The sequence below is a fragment of the Paenacidovorax caeni genome (assembly GCF_001298675.1).
Taxonomy (GTDB): Bacteria; Pseudomonadota; Gammaproteobacteria; order Burkholderiales; family Burkholderiaceae_C; genus Paenacidovorax; species Paenacidovorax caeni.
Genome location: NZ_CYIG01000042.1, coordinates 1 through 15,487, shown reverse-complemented (window position 1 = coordinate 15,487; position 15,487 = coordinate 1). Strand labels below are relative to the sequence as shown.

Annotated in this window: 12 protein-coding genes; 9 read left to right on the top strand and 3 right to left on the bottom strand. The window is 67.2% G+C overall.

Translation table 11 applies throughout. From position 1 onward, the window contains the following. The first annotated feature begins 43 nt into the window (after positions 1-43). From gcvT to BN2503_RS15225, 9 genes are all read left to right on the top strand, one after another. Complete coding sequence (gene gcvT / locus BN2503_RS15260) at positions 44-1,177, top strand: glycine cleavage system aminomethyltransferase GcvT (protein ID WP_054257498.1); 1,134 nt, start codon at positions 44-46, stop codon at positions 1,175-1,177. A 92-nt stretch (positions 1,178-1,269) separates the two neighbouring features. Further along, positions 1,270-1,644, top strand: a complete 375-nt coding sequence (gene gcvH, locus BN2503_RS15255; RefSeq protein ID WP_054257497.1) for a glycine cleavage system protein GcvH — start codon at positions 1,270-1,272, stop codon at positions 1,642-1,644. Between the two features lie 128 nt (positions 1,645-1,772). Continuing rightward, a complete protein-coding gene (gene gcvP, locus BN2503_RS15250) occupies positions 1,773-4,667 on the top strand; it encodes an aminomethyl-transferring glycine dehydrogenase (protein WP_054257496.1) in 2,895 nt (964 codons plus the stop codon). A 363-nt stretch (positions 4,668-5,030) separates the two neighbouring features. After that, entirely contained in the window at positions 5,031-5,663 is a 633-nt protein-coding gene (locus tag BN2503_RS20145; protein ID WP_139235534.1) for a hypothetical protein, read from the top strand. Between the two features lie 303 nt (positions 5,664-5,966). Continuing rightward, the gene (locus BN2503_RS15245) at positions 5,967-6,446 is read left to right on the top strand and encodes a DUF4124 domain-containing protein (protein ID WP_054257495.1); all 480 of its coding nucleotides are present in this window, start codon (positions 5,967-5,969) and stop codon (positions 6,444-6,446) included. A 141-nt stretch (positions 6,447-6,587) separates the two neighbouring features. Continuing rightward, the gene (locus tag BN2503_RS15240) at positions 6,588-6,800 is read left to right on the top strand and encodes a hypothetical protein (protein WP_054257494.1); all 213 of its coding nucleotides are present in this window, start codon (positions 6,588-6,590) and stop codon (positions 6,798-6,800) included. Between the two features lie 100 nt (positions 6,801-6,900). Continuing rightward, the gene (locus BN2503_RS15235; protein WP_054257510.1) at positions 6,901-7,314 is read left to right on the top strand and encodes an FKBP-type peptidyl-prolyl cis-trans isomerase; all 414 of its coding nucleotides are present in this window, start codon (positions 6,901-6,903) and stop codon (positions 7,312-7,314) included. A gap of 7 nt (positions 7,315-7,321) precedes the next feature. Then, positions 7,322-8,389, top strand: coding sequence for a MerR family transcriptional regulator (locus BN2503_RS15230; protein ID WP_054257493.1), 1,068 nt, complete (start codon positions 7,322-7,324; stop codon positions 8,387-8,389). 36 nt (positions 8,390-8,425) lie between these two features. After that, positions 8,426-9,634 (top strand): acyltransferase family protein, encoded by a 1,209-nt coding sequence (locus tag BN2503_RS15225; RefSeq protein WP_054257509.1) that lies wholly within the window; start codon positions 8,426-8,428, stop codon positions 9,632-9,634. A 251-nt stretch (positions 9,635-9,885) separates the two neighbouring features. On the opposite strand, the gene BN2503_RS15220 is transcribed toward BN2503_RS15225, so the two are convergent. The 3 genes from BN2503_RS15220 to imuA are packed head-to-tail and all read right to left on the bottom strand — an operon-like array spanning position 9,886 to position 15,129. After that, entirely contained in the window at positions 9,886-13,056 is a 3,171-nt protein-coding gene (locus BN2503_RS15220) for an error-prone DNA polymerase (RefSeq protein ID WP_054257492.1), read from the bottom strand. After that, positions 13,053-14,405: a DNA polymerase Y subunit UmuC family protein gene (locus BN2503_RS15215; protein ID WP_054257491.1), complete on the bottom strand. Its 1,353-nt coding sequence runs from the start codon at positions 14,403-14,405 to the stop codon at positions 13,053-13,055. Before BN2503_RS15215 ends, BN2503_RS15220 begins: the two co-directional genes overlap by 4 nt. Next, complete coding sequence (imuA, locus tag BN2503_RS15210) at positions 14,374-15,129, bottom strand: translesion DNA synthesis-associated protein ImuA (protein ID WP_054257490.1); 756 nt, start codon at positions 15,127-15,129, stop codon at positions 14,374-14,376. The genes BN2503_RS15215 and imuA overlap by 32 nt, the downstream gene beginning before the upstream one ends. Positions 15,130-15,487 lie beyond the last annotated feature (358 nt).

Genomic DNA, 15,487 nt, shown 5'->3' with positions numbered 1-15,487 from the left:
TGGCCCCCGGCCATGGCCCGCATTTGCCCTGGAGACACGCACCTTGTCCGCCCCTGCCGCCCCCCTGCTGACCACGCCCCTCAACGCCCTGCACATCGAACTCGGTGCCCGCATGGTGCCCTTCGCGGGCTACTCCATGCCCGTGCAGTACCCCGCCGGCCTGATGGCCGAGCACCTGCACACGCGCCAGGCGGCGGGCCTGTTCGACGTCTCGCACATGGGCCAGCTCAAGCTCGTCGGCCCCGACGCCGCCGCCGCCTTCGAGACCCTGGTGCCGGTGGACGTGGTGGGCCTGCCCGAAGGCAAGCAGCGCTACGGCCTACTGCTCAACGACGAGGGCGGCATCATGGACGACCTGATGTTCTTCAACCAGGGCTGCAACACCTTGTTCGTGATCGTCAACGGCGCCTGCAAGGTGGGCGACATTGCCCACATCCAGGCACGCATCGGCGGCCGCTGCCAGGTGGTGCCCATGCCCGACCACGGCCTGCTGGCGCTGCAAGGCCCCCAGGCCGCTGCGGCGCTGGCGCGCCTGGTGCCCGGCGTGGAAAAACTCGTCTTCATGAGCGGCGGCAGCTTTGCATGGAGCGGCGTGGAACTCTTCATCACGCGCAGCGGCTATACCGGCGAAGACGGCTTTGAAATCTCCGTGCCCAGCGCGCAGGCCGAAGCGCTGGCGCGCGTGCTGCTGGCGCAGCCCGAGGTGAAGCCCATCGGCCTGGGTGCACGAAACTCGCTGCGCCTGGAAGCCGGCCTGTGCCTGTACGGCAACGACATCGACACCACCACCACGCCGGCCGAGGGCGCTCTGAACTGGGCCATCCAGAAAGTGCGCCGCACCGGCGGTGCACGCGCTGGCGGCTTCCCCGGCGCCGACAAGGTGCTGGCGCAAATCGACGACCCGGCCCAGCTCACGCGCAAGCGTGTGGGCCTGATCGCCAAGGAACGCGTGCCCGTGCGCGAGCCCGCCGTGCTGGAGAACATGGACGGCCAGGCCATCGGCCAGGTCACCAGCGGGCTGCTCAGCCCCACGCTGAACCAGCCCATCGCGCTGGCCTACGTGCAGCCCGACTACGCCGCGCCCGGCACCGAGGTCTTTGCCATGGTGCGCGGCAAGCCCGTGCCCATGGTGGTGGCCCCCACGCCCTTCGTGCCCACGCGCTACTACCGCGGCTAAGCGGCGGCGGTAGCCGCCCTTGGGGCGGCTACAGTGCACCCTGGCCCTTCTCGAAAAAACCCTTTTCTTCCTTTTTCCCCTGGAGCTTCCCCATGAGCATCAAATTCTCCAAAGACCATGAGTGGATCAACGCCGCCGACACCGCCGCTGCGGTGGTGGGCATCACCGTGCACGCACAGGACGCACTGGGCGACGTGGTGTTCGTCGACCTGCCCGAAGTCGGCAAGACCTTCGCCCAGGGCGAAGTGGCTGGCGTGGTCGAGTCGGTGAAGGCCGCCGCCGACGTGTACATGCCCGTCACGGGCGAAATCGTTGAAGTCAACGAAGCCCTGCGCGCCGACCCCTCGCTGGCCAACAGCGACCCGCTGGGCGCGGGCTGGTTCTTCAAGGTCAAGCTCGCCAACGCGGGCGAACTCGACGGCCTGATGGACGAAACCGCCTACACCAGCTTCGCGGCCAGCGCCTGAGCGCCACAGCCCCAAAAACCATAGCTGCCAGCGCTTGCTGATAAAGGGTTTGAGAACGAAATAGTCCTCAAGCCTTTTACTAGCAAGCGCCAGCAGCTTCTTTTTAATAGCACCCCGAGATTGGCCCCATGAACGCGCCTGCCGCCCCGTCCCTGTCCGCGCTGGAAAACGCCGCCGAATTTCAGCCCCGCCACATCGGCATCGACGCCTTTGACGAGGCGCACATGCTCTCCGTCATCGGCGAAGCCTCGCGCCGCGCGCTGATCGACTCCATCGTGCCGCGCTCCATCGCGCGCAGCCGTGGCATGGACTTGCCTGCCCCCGTCACCGAAGCCGCCGCGCTGGCTGAGCTGAAAGCCATTGCCAGCCAAAACCGCCTGCTGAAGAACTTCATCGGCCAGGGCTACTACGGCACGCACACACCGGGCGTCATCCTGCGCAACATTTTGGAAAACCCCGCCTGGTACACCGCCTACACGCCCTACCAGGCCGAGATTTCGCAAGGCCGCATGGAAGCGCTGGTGAACTTCCAGACCATGGTGTGCGACCTCACCGCCATGCCGATTGCCAACGCCTCCATGCTCGACGAAGCCACCGCCGCCGCCGAAGCCATGACGCTGGCCAAGCGCTCGGTCAAGGCCAAGGGCAACGTGTTCATCGTCTCGGGCGACTGCCACCCGCAGACCATCGAGGTCATCCAGACGCGCGCTGCGCCGCTGGGCATCAGCGTCAAGGTCATCCGCTCCGGCGACGAATGGCTGGCCGCCATTGCGCAAGACGACTACTTTGCTGCTCTCAACCAGTACCCTGGCTCCAGCGGCTGGCTGGCCGACTGGCAGCAAAGCGCCGACCTCATCCACACCAAGGGCGCCGCCTTCATCCTCGCCGCCGACCTGCTGGCCCTGACGCTGCTCAAGGCCCCGGGCGAGATGGGCGCCGATATTGTGGTGGGCACCACGCAGCGCTTTGGTATGCCCATGGGCGCGGGCGGCCCGCACGCCGCCTTCATGGCCTGCCGTGACGACTACAAGCGCAGCCTGCCCGGCCGCCTGGTGGGCGTGAGCGTGGACGTACACGGCCAGCCCGCCTACCGCCTGGCGCTGCAAACGCGCGAGCAGCACATCCGCCGCGAGAAAGCCACCTCCAACATCTGCACCGCGCAGGTGCTGCCCGCCGTGATTGCCAGCATGTACGCCGTGTACCACGGCCCGCAGGGCCTCACGCGCATTGCCCAGCGCGTGGCGCGCCTCACCGCCATCCTGGCGGCAGGCCTGAAGCAGCTGGGCCTGGCGCCGCTGCACGCCAGCGCGTTCGACACCCTCACCGTGGACCTGGGCAGCGCCGCCGCCGCGCAGGCCGTGCTGCAGCGCGCGCAAGACGCGGGCATCAACCTGCGCTCCCTGCGCGGCCAATGCGTGGGCGTGTCGCTGGACGAAACCACCACGCGCGCTGACCTGGCGCTGCTGTGGCAGGCCTTTGCCCCGCAAGCCGCACAACCCAGCGTGGAACAGCTGGAGGCCAGCGCTGCCAGCCTCATCCCGGCCAGCCTGGCGCGCACCAGCAGCTTCCTCACGCACCCGGTGTTCAACACGCACCACTCTGAGACGGGCATGCTGCGCTACATCCGCGCGCTGTCCGACAAAGACCTGGCGCTGGACCGCAGCATGATCCCGCTGGGCTCGTGCACCATGAAGCTCAACGCCACCAGCGAGATGATCCCCATCACCTGGCCCGAGTTTGCCAACGTGCACCCCTTTGCCCCGGCAGAGCAACTGCAAGGCTACCGCCAGCTGGACGAGCAACTGCGCGCCTGGCTGTGCCAGGCCACGGGCTACGCGGGCGTGAGCCTGCAGCCCAACGCGGGCAGCCAGGGCGAATACGCCGGCCTGCTGGCCATCAAGGCCTACCACGCGGCGCAAGGCCAGGGCCACCGCACCGTCTGCCTGATCCCCAGCAGCGCGCACGGCACCAACCCGGCCAGCGCGCAGATGGTGGGCATGCAGGTTGTCGTTACCAAGTGCGATGAAAACGGCAACGTGGACATGCAGGATTTGCAAGCCAAGTGCGAGCAGCACAGCCAGAACCTCGCCTGCGTGATGATTACCTACCCCAGCACGCACGGCGTGTTTGAAACCCAGGTGAAAGAGCTGTGCGAGCTGGTGCACCGCCACGGTGGCCGCGTGTACGTGGACGGCGCGAACATGAACGCCCTGGTCGGCGTGGCCGCGCCCGGCGAGTTTGGCGGCGACGTAAGCCACCTGAACCTGCACAAAACCTTCTGCATTCCGCACGGCGGCGGCGGCCCCGGTGTAGGCCCGGTGTGCGTGGTGGCAGACCTCGTGCCCTACCTGCCCGGCCACGCCACGGCAGGTGTTACAGGTGGCACCGGCGCCGTGAGCGCCGCGCCGCTGGGCAACGCCGCGGTGCTGCCCATCTCGTGGATGTACATCCGCATGATGGGCGCCGAGGGCCTGACGGCCGCCACCGAGGCCGCCATCTTGAGCGCCAACTACATCAGCGCGCGCCTGAAGGACCACTACCCCACGCTGTACGCCAGCGCCAACGGCCATGTGGCGCACGAGTGCATCCTCGACCTGCGCGGCCTGAAGGAAAGCAGCGGCGTGATGGCCGAAGACGTGGCCAAGCGCCTGATTGACTACGGCTTTCACGCGCCCACGCTGAGCTTCCCCGTGGCCAACACGCTGATGGTGGAGCCCACCGAAAGCGAAACCCTGGCCGAGCTGGACCGCTTCATCGACGCCATGATCGCCATCCGCGAGGAAGTGCGCCAAGTGGAAAACGGCACCTGGCCGCAAGACGACAACCCGCTGAAAAACGCCCCGCACACCGCCCCCAGCCTGCTCACCGGCGACTGGGCCCACCCCTACACGCGCGAAACCGCCGCCTACCCCGTGGCCAGCCTGCGCCACACCAAGTACTGGAGCCCCGTAGGCCGCGTGGACAACGTGTACGGCGACCGCAACCTGTTTTGCAGCTGCGTGCCGGTGAGCGAATTGGCGTAAAGGCGCCGAAGCAGCGCTGTGAGGGCGCAGCCCTCACCCACAACAAAGGCCCGAAAACGGGCCTTTGTGCTTTACAGCGCATCCAACGGGCTCAAAATGCCGGGATCAATCCTCATATAAACTTGCCTCACAAAATAATTCATAGCACTTATAAAATTTAATAAATATGCGCTTTGCAATTTTTTGATTCAAAAAAATAAAAGACAATAGATTTTTAGAAATATAAAGATCTGTCAAATCAACTCATTAATCCAAAATGAAACCAAAATTTTCTTTACACACAAGCCAGGATGGAAAAAATCCCATCAAACCAACCATCCACACATGACTACAATTTAATTCATCCAACAAACTGAGAAAAACATGCTCAACAAAGAAACAATTTTGAAAATTTACAACAAAGACAAGCAATTTTTCATTGATTCATACATATCAGAAATAAAATCAAGGTTTCAAAATTTCAAAAAATTCAATGCACTCGAAAAATACAACGAGGCACTTGAATTATGGGAAAACCAAATAATTAAAAAAGAACCACCAAACAACGAAGAAATAATACTAAAAATAGAAGAAACAAAACATTTGACACACATCGATCCAGAAGAAGCATTAAAAATAAAAATCAACGAAGAATTAATAAAAAAAATTACATCGAAATTTAAAAGCAAAAAATCACAATACTGGATGACTCCTGACCCAACCACCTTCCCAAAAAATCCAGACCAAAAAGTCATAGCAACGATTAACGTATTCTGGTATTTGGTTGGCCGCCCCGTAAATTTCGATCTAACCCTTTACCTCGAATCATTTAAAACCACTTTCGAAAAATCAAAAGAGATATGCGCCATGGAATGGGATTCTCATGAGTTATACACAGAAATATCACACATGTCCAAAAGGCAATTCGGAGACTTTCTTATCAAGCACAAGGATTCATTCGCAAAAATATTAAGCCCACGAGAAATAAATTTCAACAATAGATTCAATAGAGATTAAATAAAATAACAACCCACAACCCACAACCCACAACCCACAACCCACAACCCCATTTGTTTCAAACTGCATTAAAGTTCTCAAGCGCTATTCAGCGCTGGTCTTGCCGTTTCTCTGGGCTTGGCCTACTGGCTTTGCGTCGTTTTATAGCCCTTTTTGGCTTCCAGCCCTTACGTAGCAAGCGCTAGCCGCTATCATTCCTGCAGCGCTGCACGGCATGAACCGTGGGGCGCTTTAGGCTACGTTGTTTCATCGTTTCTTGCCGCAGGCTGCCTGCGGTTTTTTGTTTCCATGTCCTTGCCTGCTATGTTTTTCGCACCTCTGTGTATTCCGCCCCGGGCCCGTGGCAAGCTCTTTTGTATCGGCCTGGCGGTGCTTGCCGTGGCCAGCGGGCCCCAGGTGCAGGCGGCCACCATCTACCAATGCAAGCAGGCCGGTGGCGGGGTGGCATTTCAAGAGAAGCCGTGTGCGCCCTCCGATGCGCAATCCGTCCTGAAGCCCACCACGCGCACGGCACCGGCCCAGGCAGCGCCTGCGGCCCAAGCCTCGCGCGGCACGCCCGCTGCACCTGCCGCACCGGAAGGCGATCAGGCGGCGTGCCACCAGGCGGGCCGGAAAGTTTTTGATCCCTCACGCCCCCAAGAGCTGCAGCACCCGCAGGCGGCGCTGAACTTGTGCAGAAAGGCCGTGCCGGCCACGCAGAACGCCAACGGCCAATGCCTACAGGCCTGTGTGCAGGCCTGGGCGGATGAGTACCAAATGAAATACGCCCTGCCCCGGCAGTAACACGGCCCCCTCACACAGCGCACGCCAGTCATGGCGGTGATGCCTTGCGGTATGCCAGCCTCGGCCCATCAACCCCGTTCGCCGCGTGGTGCACGCGCCTTGCTTGTGCTTTGGGGCGTGTTTTTGGCGTCTTCGGTGGCCATGGCCGTGTTTACGCTGGGCCAGTTATGGCGTGGCGCCATCACGGTGTATGCCAAGAACGCTACGGCGCCCACGCACATCACCTGGGCTGAGCAGCCGGGGGCATTTTTGCTGTACGCGCTGTTGTACGTGGGGGTGTGCCTGGCGTTTGCCCTGTTCACGTACCGCATTGGCAAGGCCTGGCGCGCAGCGCGCCGTTTGCCTGTGGCGTGAGTGGGGTTGCACAACAGGGCGGGCTGCTGCAGCCCAGACGACGGCACCTTCTTACGCCAAAGGCCCTACCATCGGGCCTTTGTTTTTTTGGATGTTTGCTATGCGCTTACCTGCTTTCCTGCTCTCTGCCTTGTTCCTCGCGCCCGCTGCCTGGGCGCAAAACACGCCCGCCACTGCGCCCGTGACCACGGCTTCTGGCCTGGTGTACGAGGTGCTGCAAGAAGGCACGGGCGAATCGCCCAAGGCCACCGACACCGTGAAGGTGCACTACCGCGGCACCTTCCCCGATGGCAAGGAGTTCGACAGCTCCTACAAGCGCGGCGAGCCTACCGAGTTCCCGCTGAACCGCGTCATCCCCTGCTGGACCGAGGGCGTGCAGCGCATGAAGCCGGGCGGCAAGGCCAAGCTGACCTGCCCCCCGGCCATCGCCTACGGTGCGCGCGGCGCGGGCAACGTGATTCCGCCCAACGCCACGCTGCACTTCGAGGTGGAACTGGTCTCGGTGCGCCGCTGAGCGCTGCATGCGGCTGAGGGTCGGCGAGCTGGCGCGGCGCACGGGCCTCACGGTGCGCACGCTGCACCACTATGACGAGATCGGACTGCTCGCGCCGTCGCAGCGCTCGGACTCGGGCTACCGCCTGTACAGCCAGACCGACGTGCAGCGCCTGCACGCCATCCAGGCGCTGCGCCACATGGGGCTGCCGCTGGCCCATATCGGCGAGCTGCTGGGCGACGACCGGCTTGATCCTCAGCACATACTGTCCCAGCAGATCCATGCGCTGGACGTGCAAATCCAGCAGGCCACCGAACTGCGCGGCCGCCTGGCCCTGATGCGCGATGGCATGGTGGCGGGCGCGGCCCCCGACATGGGCAACTGGCTCGAAACGCTGGCCCTCATGTCCACCTACGGCAAGTACTTCAGCGCGGCCGAACTCAGGCGCATTTTTGAGCGCTGGCCGCTGATCGAGAGCGAGTGGCGCCCGCTGATCGCGCAGATGGACGCAGCCATGCACCAGGGCCTGCCCATTGGCGATCCCACCGTGCAAAAGCTCACCCACCGCTGGATGGTGCTGATCCTGGAGTGGATGGGCGGCGACATGGACCTGATGGACCGCTGGGGCCACATGTACCGCCAGGAGCCGAGCACGCACAACATCAACGACGCCCCCAGCAGCGCCATGATGGCTTATGTCGAGCGGGCCATCGCCCTGCGCATGCAGGTGCTGCAGCGGCACCTCACACGCGCAGAAATGGCGCAGATCGGCTTCGTGCCGCTGGCGCACTGGCAAGCACTGGAAGACGAAGTGACCGCCCTGCTGGCCCGTGGCGAAGCCCCCGACAGCCCCGCCGCGCTCGCCGCCGTGGCGCACTGGAGCCGCCTCATGGACCAGCTCTGCGGCCACTGCCCGGCCCTGCGCGCCAAGCTGCTGCACGCCTGGACCACCGAGCCCCTGCTGCAGTCCAGCGCCCTGCTGAGCCTGGAAGTGCGGGCCTTCATCGGCCATGCCGCCGCGCTGCCGTCGCCAGCGCCACCGCAACCGCAACCGCAACCGCCAACTCTTATGGCGCTTGACCCTCACGCAACGTGAGGCCTTAGAGTCGGCCCCATGCCTACGGAGCCGACCATGCCCCACCCCCCGCCCCACCCCGAGCGGCTACACGCCCTGGACAACCTGCGCGCCACCATGATGTGGCTCGGCATCGTGCTGCACGTGGCGGTAATCCACCTCGCCGGCCCTTCGCCCCTGCCCTGGCGCGACAACCAGACCACCCCGGCGGCCGACCTGCTGGTGGCCTTCATCCACGCCTTCCGCATGCCGGTGTTCTTCATCCTGGCGGGCTTTTTCGTGGCCCTGCTGATCGCGCGGCGCGGCACGCGCGCCATGGTGCGCAACCGCCTGCAGCGCCTGGCGCTGCCGTTCGCGCTGTTCTGGCCGCCTCTCTTCGCGCTGTGCGGCGTGCTGGCGCTGGCTTTCATGCACCGCATGGCGCGCGGCACCTGGGGCCTGGACCCGGCGCTGATGCAAACCGCCCCCAGCACACCCGCAGGCCCCTCCACCATGCACATGTGGTTCCTGTGGATGCTGCTGTGGCTCAGCCTGGGTACGGCCCTGGCCCACGCCGCACTGGCGCGCCTCGCGCCCGCAGCGCCGCGCTGGCTGGGCGGGGTGATGGCGCGGCTCGGGCGCACGCCCTGGGGGCTGGCGCTGCTGACCCTGCCGCTGGCGGGCGCTGGCATGCTCTACCCCGACGGGCTGCTACGGCCCAACGGCGCCTTCCTGCCGCCCTGGACCGAGTGGCTGCACAACGGCCTGTTCTACGGCTTTGGGCTGGCCCTGTACGCACACCGCGAGGCACTGCTGGCGCACTACGTGCGGCGCTGGTCCTGGTACGCCGGTGCCGGTCTGGTGCTGTTTTGCGCCACCGGCGCACTGTTCGAGGCGCGGCCGCACGCCGCCGAAGGCCTGCCCGAGGCGCTGCGCCTGGGCGTGGCCCTGGCTTACAACGCCACCGCCTGGTGCTGGAGCCTAGCGCTCATCGGCGGCTTTCTGGCGCATGTGCCCCGGCGCAGCGCCTGGCTGGGCTACCTGGCCGACAGCTCCTACTGGGTCTACCTGGTGCACATGCCGATGACCATCGGCTTCGGCGCGCTGCTGTTCGGGCTGGAATGGCCGGCCGGGGCGAAGATCGGCCTCAACATCGCGGCCACCTCGCTCCTCAGCCTGGCCAGCTACCACCTGCTGGTGCGCTACAGCGCCGTGGGCGCGCTGCTCAACGGCCAGCGCCACACGCGCGCACCGCGCCCCCTGCCCAGCGCGGCCCCTGCACGCTGACGGCACGCCGCGCGCGGCCACCGTGACGGCGTGGCCCATGGCCATGCGGCATATGCACGACGCGGCACCCCAGCGGCCCTGCCGCAGTGGTCGGCAAGAGGCGCCGAAAGCTCCTTTTTCAGGAGCTGCCAGCGCTTACCAGTCAAGCGCTAGAAGGCTTTTTGATGCCTTGCGGGTACTGTGAAAAGACCGTAAACAGGCGCTCAGCTGGTGCGGGATGTTCAATGGAAATCACGGCTGCCGTCCAGCGCCTAGGCCAGGCGGCCAAGCAGTGGCGTCACGTCTTTGCAGCGCTGTAGCACCAGGTGGCGCACGGCGGTCGGCGTGCCAGGGGCGCCAGTGGTTTGCCACACGCCCTCCACGGCCAGCAGGCGGGCGCGCAGCAGCGCGGGGCGCCAGCGCTCGATCAGCGCGGGCCAGACGATGACGTTGACCGGCCCGGTTTCGTCTTCCAGGGTGACGAACATCGTGCCCTTGGCCGAGCCGGGGCGCTGGCGCACGGTGACGATGCCGCAGGCGCGCACGCACCGCCCGTGCGGCACGGCGCGCAGTTGCAGCGCGGTGGCCACGCCCCGGCGCTGCAGCCGCTCGCGCAGCAGGGCCAGCGGGTGGCGGCGCAGCGTGAGGCCGGTGGCGGCGTAGTCAAACACGATGTCTTCGCCCTCGGGCGCGGCGGGCAGCGCCAGGGGGGCTTCGTGCACCGGGGTGCCCTGCAGCAGGGGCGGCGCGTGCAGCCCGGTGGCGGTTTGGCCAGCGGCATCCCACATTTGCTGGCGCCGGTGGCCCGAGAGGGCATGCAGCGCATCGGCCGCCGCCAGGGCCTGCAGGTCGGGGCGGCCCAGGCGGGCGCGCAGGGCCAGGTCTTCGGTGCTGGCAAAGGGCCGGGCCTGGCGCGCCTGCACCAGGCGGGCGGCGGCTTCGCCCCCGAGGTTGGCCACCATGCACAGGCCCAGCCGCACGGCGGGCTGCGGCGCCTGCACGCCGGGCACGGGGGCCAACGGTTCCTCCAGCGTGCAGGGCACGTCGCTACGCGTCACATCGACGGGCAGCACGCGCACACCGTGGCGGCGCGCGTCTTGCACCAGCTGCGCGGGGGCGTAAAAGCCCATGGGCTGTGCGTTGAGCAGCGCGGCCAGAAAGCACGCGGGTTCGTGCCGCTTGAGCCAGCTGCTGGCGTAGGCCAGCAGCGCGAAGCTGTGGGCGTGGCTTTCGGGAAAGCCGTATTCGCCAAAGCCCAGGATTTGCTGGAACAGCTGGTCGGCGAACGCCTGCGGGTAGCCGTGGGCCAGCAGACCCTGCTTGAATTTGTCCTCGAAGCGGTGCACGCCGCCCTTGCGCTTCCAGGCGGCCATGGAACGGCGCAGGTCGTCGGCCTCGCCGGGGGTGAAGCCCGCGCCGTCGATGGCGATCTGCATCACCTGCTCCTGGAAGATGGGCACGCCCAGCGTGCGCTCCAGCGCGTTGGCCAGTTGCGGGTATTCGAGCGGAAACGGTCCCGGGTGGCCCGCGCGCACCAGGCGGCGCTGGCGCGCGCGCGCGTGCAGGTAGGGGTGCACCATGCCGCCCTGGATGGGCCCGGGCCGCACGATGGCAACCTGCACCACCAGGTCGTAAAAGGTGCGCGGCGCCAGGCGCGGCAGCATGCTCATCTGCGCGCGGCTTTCGATCTGGAACACGCCCACGGTGTCGGCCGCACAAATCATGCGGTAGGTGGCGGGGTCTTCGCCCGGAATGTCGGCCAGGCCCCAGCGCTCGCCACGCAGGGCGGCGCGCGCGTCCAGGCAGCGGCGCAGCGCGCTGAGCATACCCAGGGCCAGCACATCGACCTTGAGCAGGCCCATGTCGTCGAGGTCGTCCTTGTCCCACTGGATGATGGAGCGCCCCGGCATGGCCGTGGGCTCCACCGGCACCAGGCGGGTGAGCTTGCCCTCGGTGAGCACGAAGCCGCCCACGTGCTGGCCCAGCTGGCGCGGAAAACCGCGCAGCTGGCGTGCCAGCTCCAGCCACAGCGCGGCAGTGTGTGCGCCCAGGGGTTCACCCAGGCGCACGGCCAGGGCCTGCAGGTGGTCGGGGGCGAGCACGTCGTCGAACCAGTGGTGCTCTTTGGCGAAGGCATCGACCAGCGCTGCGCCCACGCCCAGAGCCTTGCCCACGTCGCGCAGGGCGCTGCGCGTGCGGTAGGTGGTGACTGCGGCGGCCAACGCAGCGCGCTCGCGCCCGTATTTGCCGTAGATGTACCGGATGACGGTGTCGCGCCGGTCGTGCTCGAAATCGACGTCGATGTCGGGCGGCTCGCGGCGTTCGCGGCTGATGAAGCGCTCGAACAGCAGCTGCGAATGCGCCGGATCAACCGCCGTGATGCCCAGCACGTAGCACACGGCCGAGTTGGCCGCTGACCCGCGCCCCTGGCACAGGATGCCCTGGCTGCGCGCGTAGCGCACGATGTCGTGCACGGTGAGGAAGTACATCTCGTAGCCGCACTCGGCGATGAGGTCCAGCTCCTTGGTGATCTGCGCCGCCACGGCGGGCGGCACGCCCTGCGGGTAGCGTGCGCGGGCGCCCTCCCAGGTGAGCCAGGCCAGCGTCTGGCGTGCGGTCATGCCCGGCAGCACCGTCTCCAGCGGGTAGCGGTACTGGATGGACGCGAGGCTAAATGTGCAGCGCTGCGCCACGGTGAGCGTGGCCGCCAGCAGCGCCGGTGGGTACAGGCCGGCCAGCTGGCTGCGCGGGCGCAGGCGTTTTTCCGCATGGGGCTGCAGGGCCAGGCCGCATTGCGCCACGCTGCAGCCCAGGCGCACGGCGGTGATGACGTCTTGCAGCGGCTTGGCCGCGCGCGAGTGCATGTGCACCTCGCCCGTGGCCACCAGCGGCAGGCCCAGGCGCTCGCCCGCCTGCGCCAGGGTGTGCAGCCACAGGGCGTCGTCGCACGCCATGTGCAGGGCCACGGCCAGCCAGCAGTGTTCAGGGTCAAAATGGGCTCTAGCGCTTTCCAGGCAAGCGCTGACAGCTATCAAATCAGATGCATCGGTAAACGCCTCGCGGCACGGTGCCAGCAGCACTTCGCAGCCGCGCAGCAGCGCCCAGGGCGACTGCGCGTCCACCACGTAGCGGCCCTTGGGCGCGCGGGCGCGGGCCGCGGTGATGAATTCGCACAGGCCACCCCAGCCCTGCACATCGCGCGGCAAGGCCACCACGCACACGGGGCCCCAGCGAAATTCACTGCCGGGAATGAACGCCAGCCCCAGGCGCTGCGCCTCGGTATGGGCGCGCACCACCCCGGCCACCGAGCATTCATCGGTCAGCGCCAGGGCGGCGTAGCCCAACGCGTGCGCGCGCTGCACCAGCTCGGCCGGATGCGAGGCGCCGCGCTGGAAGCTGAAGTTGCTCAGCGCGTGCAGTTCGGCGTAGCCGGGCAGCGTCATGCGTATACCCCGTGCAGAAACCAGCCGCCCGTGCCCCGGTCGCGGAACACCCACACCCAGCCCGCCACCGCGTTGTGGGCGACGAAGTAGTCGCGCCGCACCAGGCCCGGCGCCGCAGCGCTGCCTGCCGCGTCCTGCACCGCGTTCTGCGCAGACTCTGGGGCGGCCTCCCACCAGCCGGCCTCTACGCGCTGCGGGCCCGCCAGCAAACGCAGCGGCTGGCCATGCAGGCACGGGCGGCTGCCGCGCAGCGCCAGCGGCCGCGGCGGGCGCAGCAGCCACGGCGGCAGCAGCCCCCCATAAGCCCCCCGGGGGGCCGGCGCAGCCACGGGTGGCGGCTGCACCGCCGGGTACCAGCGCTGCATGCACTCCGGGCGGTGGTCGGCATGCAGCTGGGGCACCTGCACGGCCTGGGGGCCCAGGCGGGCACTGAGGCGCTCCACCAGCTCCTGCCAGGGCACGCCCTGCCCTGCATGCGGATCGGCCGGCAGCAGGCCGTGGCTGGCCTCGGGCATGGGCGCGGTCTGCAGGCTGCGCAGCGCCACGTGGCTCGCCGGTGCGGCCAGCCGCTGGCGGCCCAGGCGCTCGGCCAGCAGGCGGCGCAGGTGCGCCATGTCCTGCTGCGGCTCGGCGGTGCGCAGCACCAGCGCCTGCCAGGGGGGCAGCTCCACGCCATCGTGGCGGCGCAGGTCGTGGCGCCAGGCCAGTTCCAGTGCCAGCACGCCCTGGTGGCGCGCGCGCAGCCAGCCTTGCAGGGCCAGCAGCAGGCGCTCGGCCGGGCGCAGCAGCGCGGTGCTGGATTCGGCCAGTGCGGGCAGCTCCACCTCCAGCGCAAACTGCGCGGGCAGCTCGATCCAGGCAGCCGCCTCGGGGGCATCACCCCAGGCTTGGTCGAGCGCGGCAAGGCACGCGGCGCCAAAGCGCCGCGCCACCCCCGCGCGCGGCAAGGCGCGCAGCGCGCCCCAGGTGCGGCAGCCCAGGTGTTGCAGGGCCTGGGCATGCGGGCGCAGTGCCGTCAGCGTGGCCAGGGGCAAATCGTGCGGCAGGCGCCGGGGCGGCGGCCCACCCAGGCGGGACTGGCGCAGCAGGGCCAGGGCCTGGAGGGCGGTGGGGCCCTCGGCCCAGTCCTGCGCCGCCTCTGGCCCACTGCCGGGGGCTTGCGCACGCAGCAATGCGCGCAGGGCGGCGCGCCCGCCCCACAGGCGCTCGGTGCTTTGCACTTCCAGCAGCAGGGCTTCATCCAGCAGCGCCACGCGCGGCGTGAAGCGCAGGGCCCACCAGCCCTGCGCTGCCGCCGGCACGCCCGGCGGCAGCGGCTCAGGGGGCAGGCGCCAGGCGTGCCAGTACATGGCGAACGTCCTCCGTCGTGCGGGCCTCGGCCTGCATGCGCCCGCGCCGCCGTGCCTGGGCCTGCAGTGCGGCGGCCAGTGCCGGGCTGCGTGCCGGCAGCAACACCGGCACGTCCAGCGGCGGCCCGCGGCGCTTGAGCACCTGCACCTGCAACTGTTCGCCCTGGTGCCGCAGCGCCAGGCGCAGCGGTGCGGGCGAAGCCTGGGCTGCCTGCGCTGCCGGCCGGCAAACCCACAGCAGCGCCTGGTGCTGAGCTGCAGCCAGCTGCAGGCGGCGCAGGGTTGCCGCCCGGGCCTGGGGCAGCCAGGCCAGCACAGCACACACGTCGCGGCAGCGCAGCGCCTGCTCGCAGGCCCAGGCCGCCGCACCATCGCCAGGGTCGCACGCAGGTGGCTGGATGCAGCACAGCCGCTGCACCGCCACGCCGGCATCGTGCAAGGCCGCACCAAAGGGCTCCTGCGGCGGCGCGACGAGCACGGCACGGCCGGTGCCGTCCTGCCGCAGCAGGCAGGCCAGTGCGGGCAGGAGCAGCGTCCATTCGCAAGCGGCATGGGGGGGCAGCAGCAGCTCGCTCAAGGCGCCGCAGGGCCAGCCGCCGCCCGGCAGTTCGGCGTCCAGTGCCGCATGCCCCGTGGGCTGCACGCGCTGCTGCGCCGCAGCCCAGGCCCGCCCCTGCCAGACGCCGGGCGGCAGGGACAGGGGGAAAGCGGGTGAATGCGCCATGGTGCAGCCTTTAAATACTGTTTAAATATACAGTATTTATACCGCATTCGTACTCCCCTGGCAGCTTGATGACAAGGCCGTGCCGACGGTCGGCACCGCTACAAGGTAATCCCCCAACCTCTACGTCTGCCTGTTTCAGAAGTTCAAGGGAACTTCAGGCGATCGCTCGAGGCAAGTCAACAGACGAGGGCAACTCAAGTAACACGCTTGTATCTTCCATCCAGACCGTCGCGGTAGAGTTTGACTGCCGTAAAGGTAGCCAGACCGGCCCGTGCAGTTTGGTAGCCGCTGGGGTGTTCGAGCCCGTCCCTGAGTACAGAACGCACGGCCACCGCGCAGGTCTTCATTGAGCCCGAAC

Bases quoted from the DNA above. Each gene is read 5' to 3' on its own strand.
- gcvH (WP_054257497.1), top strand. From the start codon at position 1,270: ATGAGCATCAAATTCTCCAAAGACCATGAGTGGATCAACGCCGCCGAC.
- gcvP (WP_054257496.1), top strand. From the start codon at position 1,773: ATGAACGCGCCTGCCGCCCCGTCCCTGTCCGCGCTGGAAAACGCCGCC.
- BN2503_RS20145 (WP_139235534.1), top strand. From the start codon at position 5,031: ATGCTCAACAAAGAAACAATTTTGAAAATTTACAACAAAGACAAGCAA.
- BN2503_RS15245 (WP_054257495.1), top strand. From the start codon at position 5,967: ATGTTTTTCGCACCTCTGTGTATTCCGCCCCGGGCCCGTGGCAAGCTC.
- BN2503_RS15240 (WP_054257494.1), top strand. From the start codon at position 6,588: ATGGCCGTGTTTACGCTGGGCCAGTTATGGCGTGGCGCCATCACGGTG.
- BN2503_RS15235 (WP_054257510.1), top strand. From the start codon at position 6,901: ATGCGCTTACCTGCTTTCCTGCTCTCTGCCTTGTTCCTCGCGCCCGCT.
- BN2503_RS15230 (WP_054257493.1), top strand. From the start codon at position 7,322: ATGCGGCTGAGGGTCGGCGAGCTGGCGCGGCGCACGGGCCTCACGGTG.
- BN2503_RS15225 (WP_054257509.1), top strand. From the start codon at position 8,426: ATGCCCCACCCCCCGCCCCACCCCGAGCGGCTACACGCCCTGGACAAC.
- BN2503_RS15220 (WP_054257492.1), bottom strand. From the start codon at position 13,056: ATGACGCTGCCCGGCTACGCCGAACTGCACGCGCTGAGCAACTTCAGC.
- BN2503_RS15215 (WP_054257491.1), bottom strand. From the start codon at position 14,405: ATGTACTGGCACGCCTGGCGCCTGCCCCCTGAGCCGCTGCCGCCGGGC.
- imuA (WP_054257490.1), bottom strand. From the start codon at position 15,129: ATGGCGCATTCACCCGCTTTCCCCCTGTCCCTGCCGCCCGGCGTCTGG.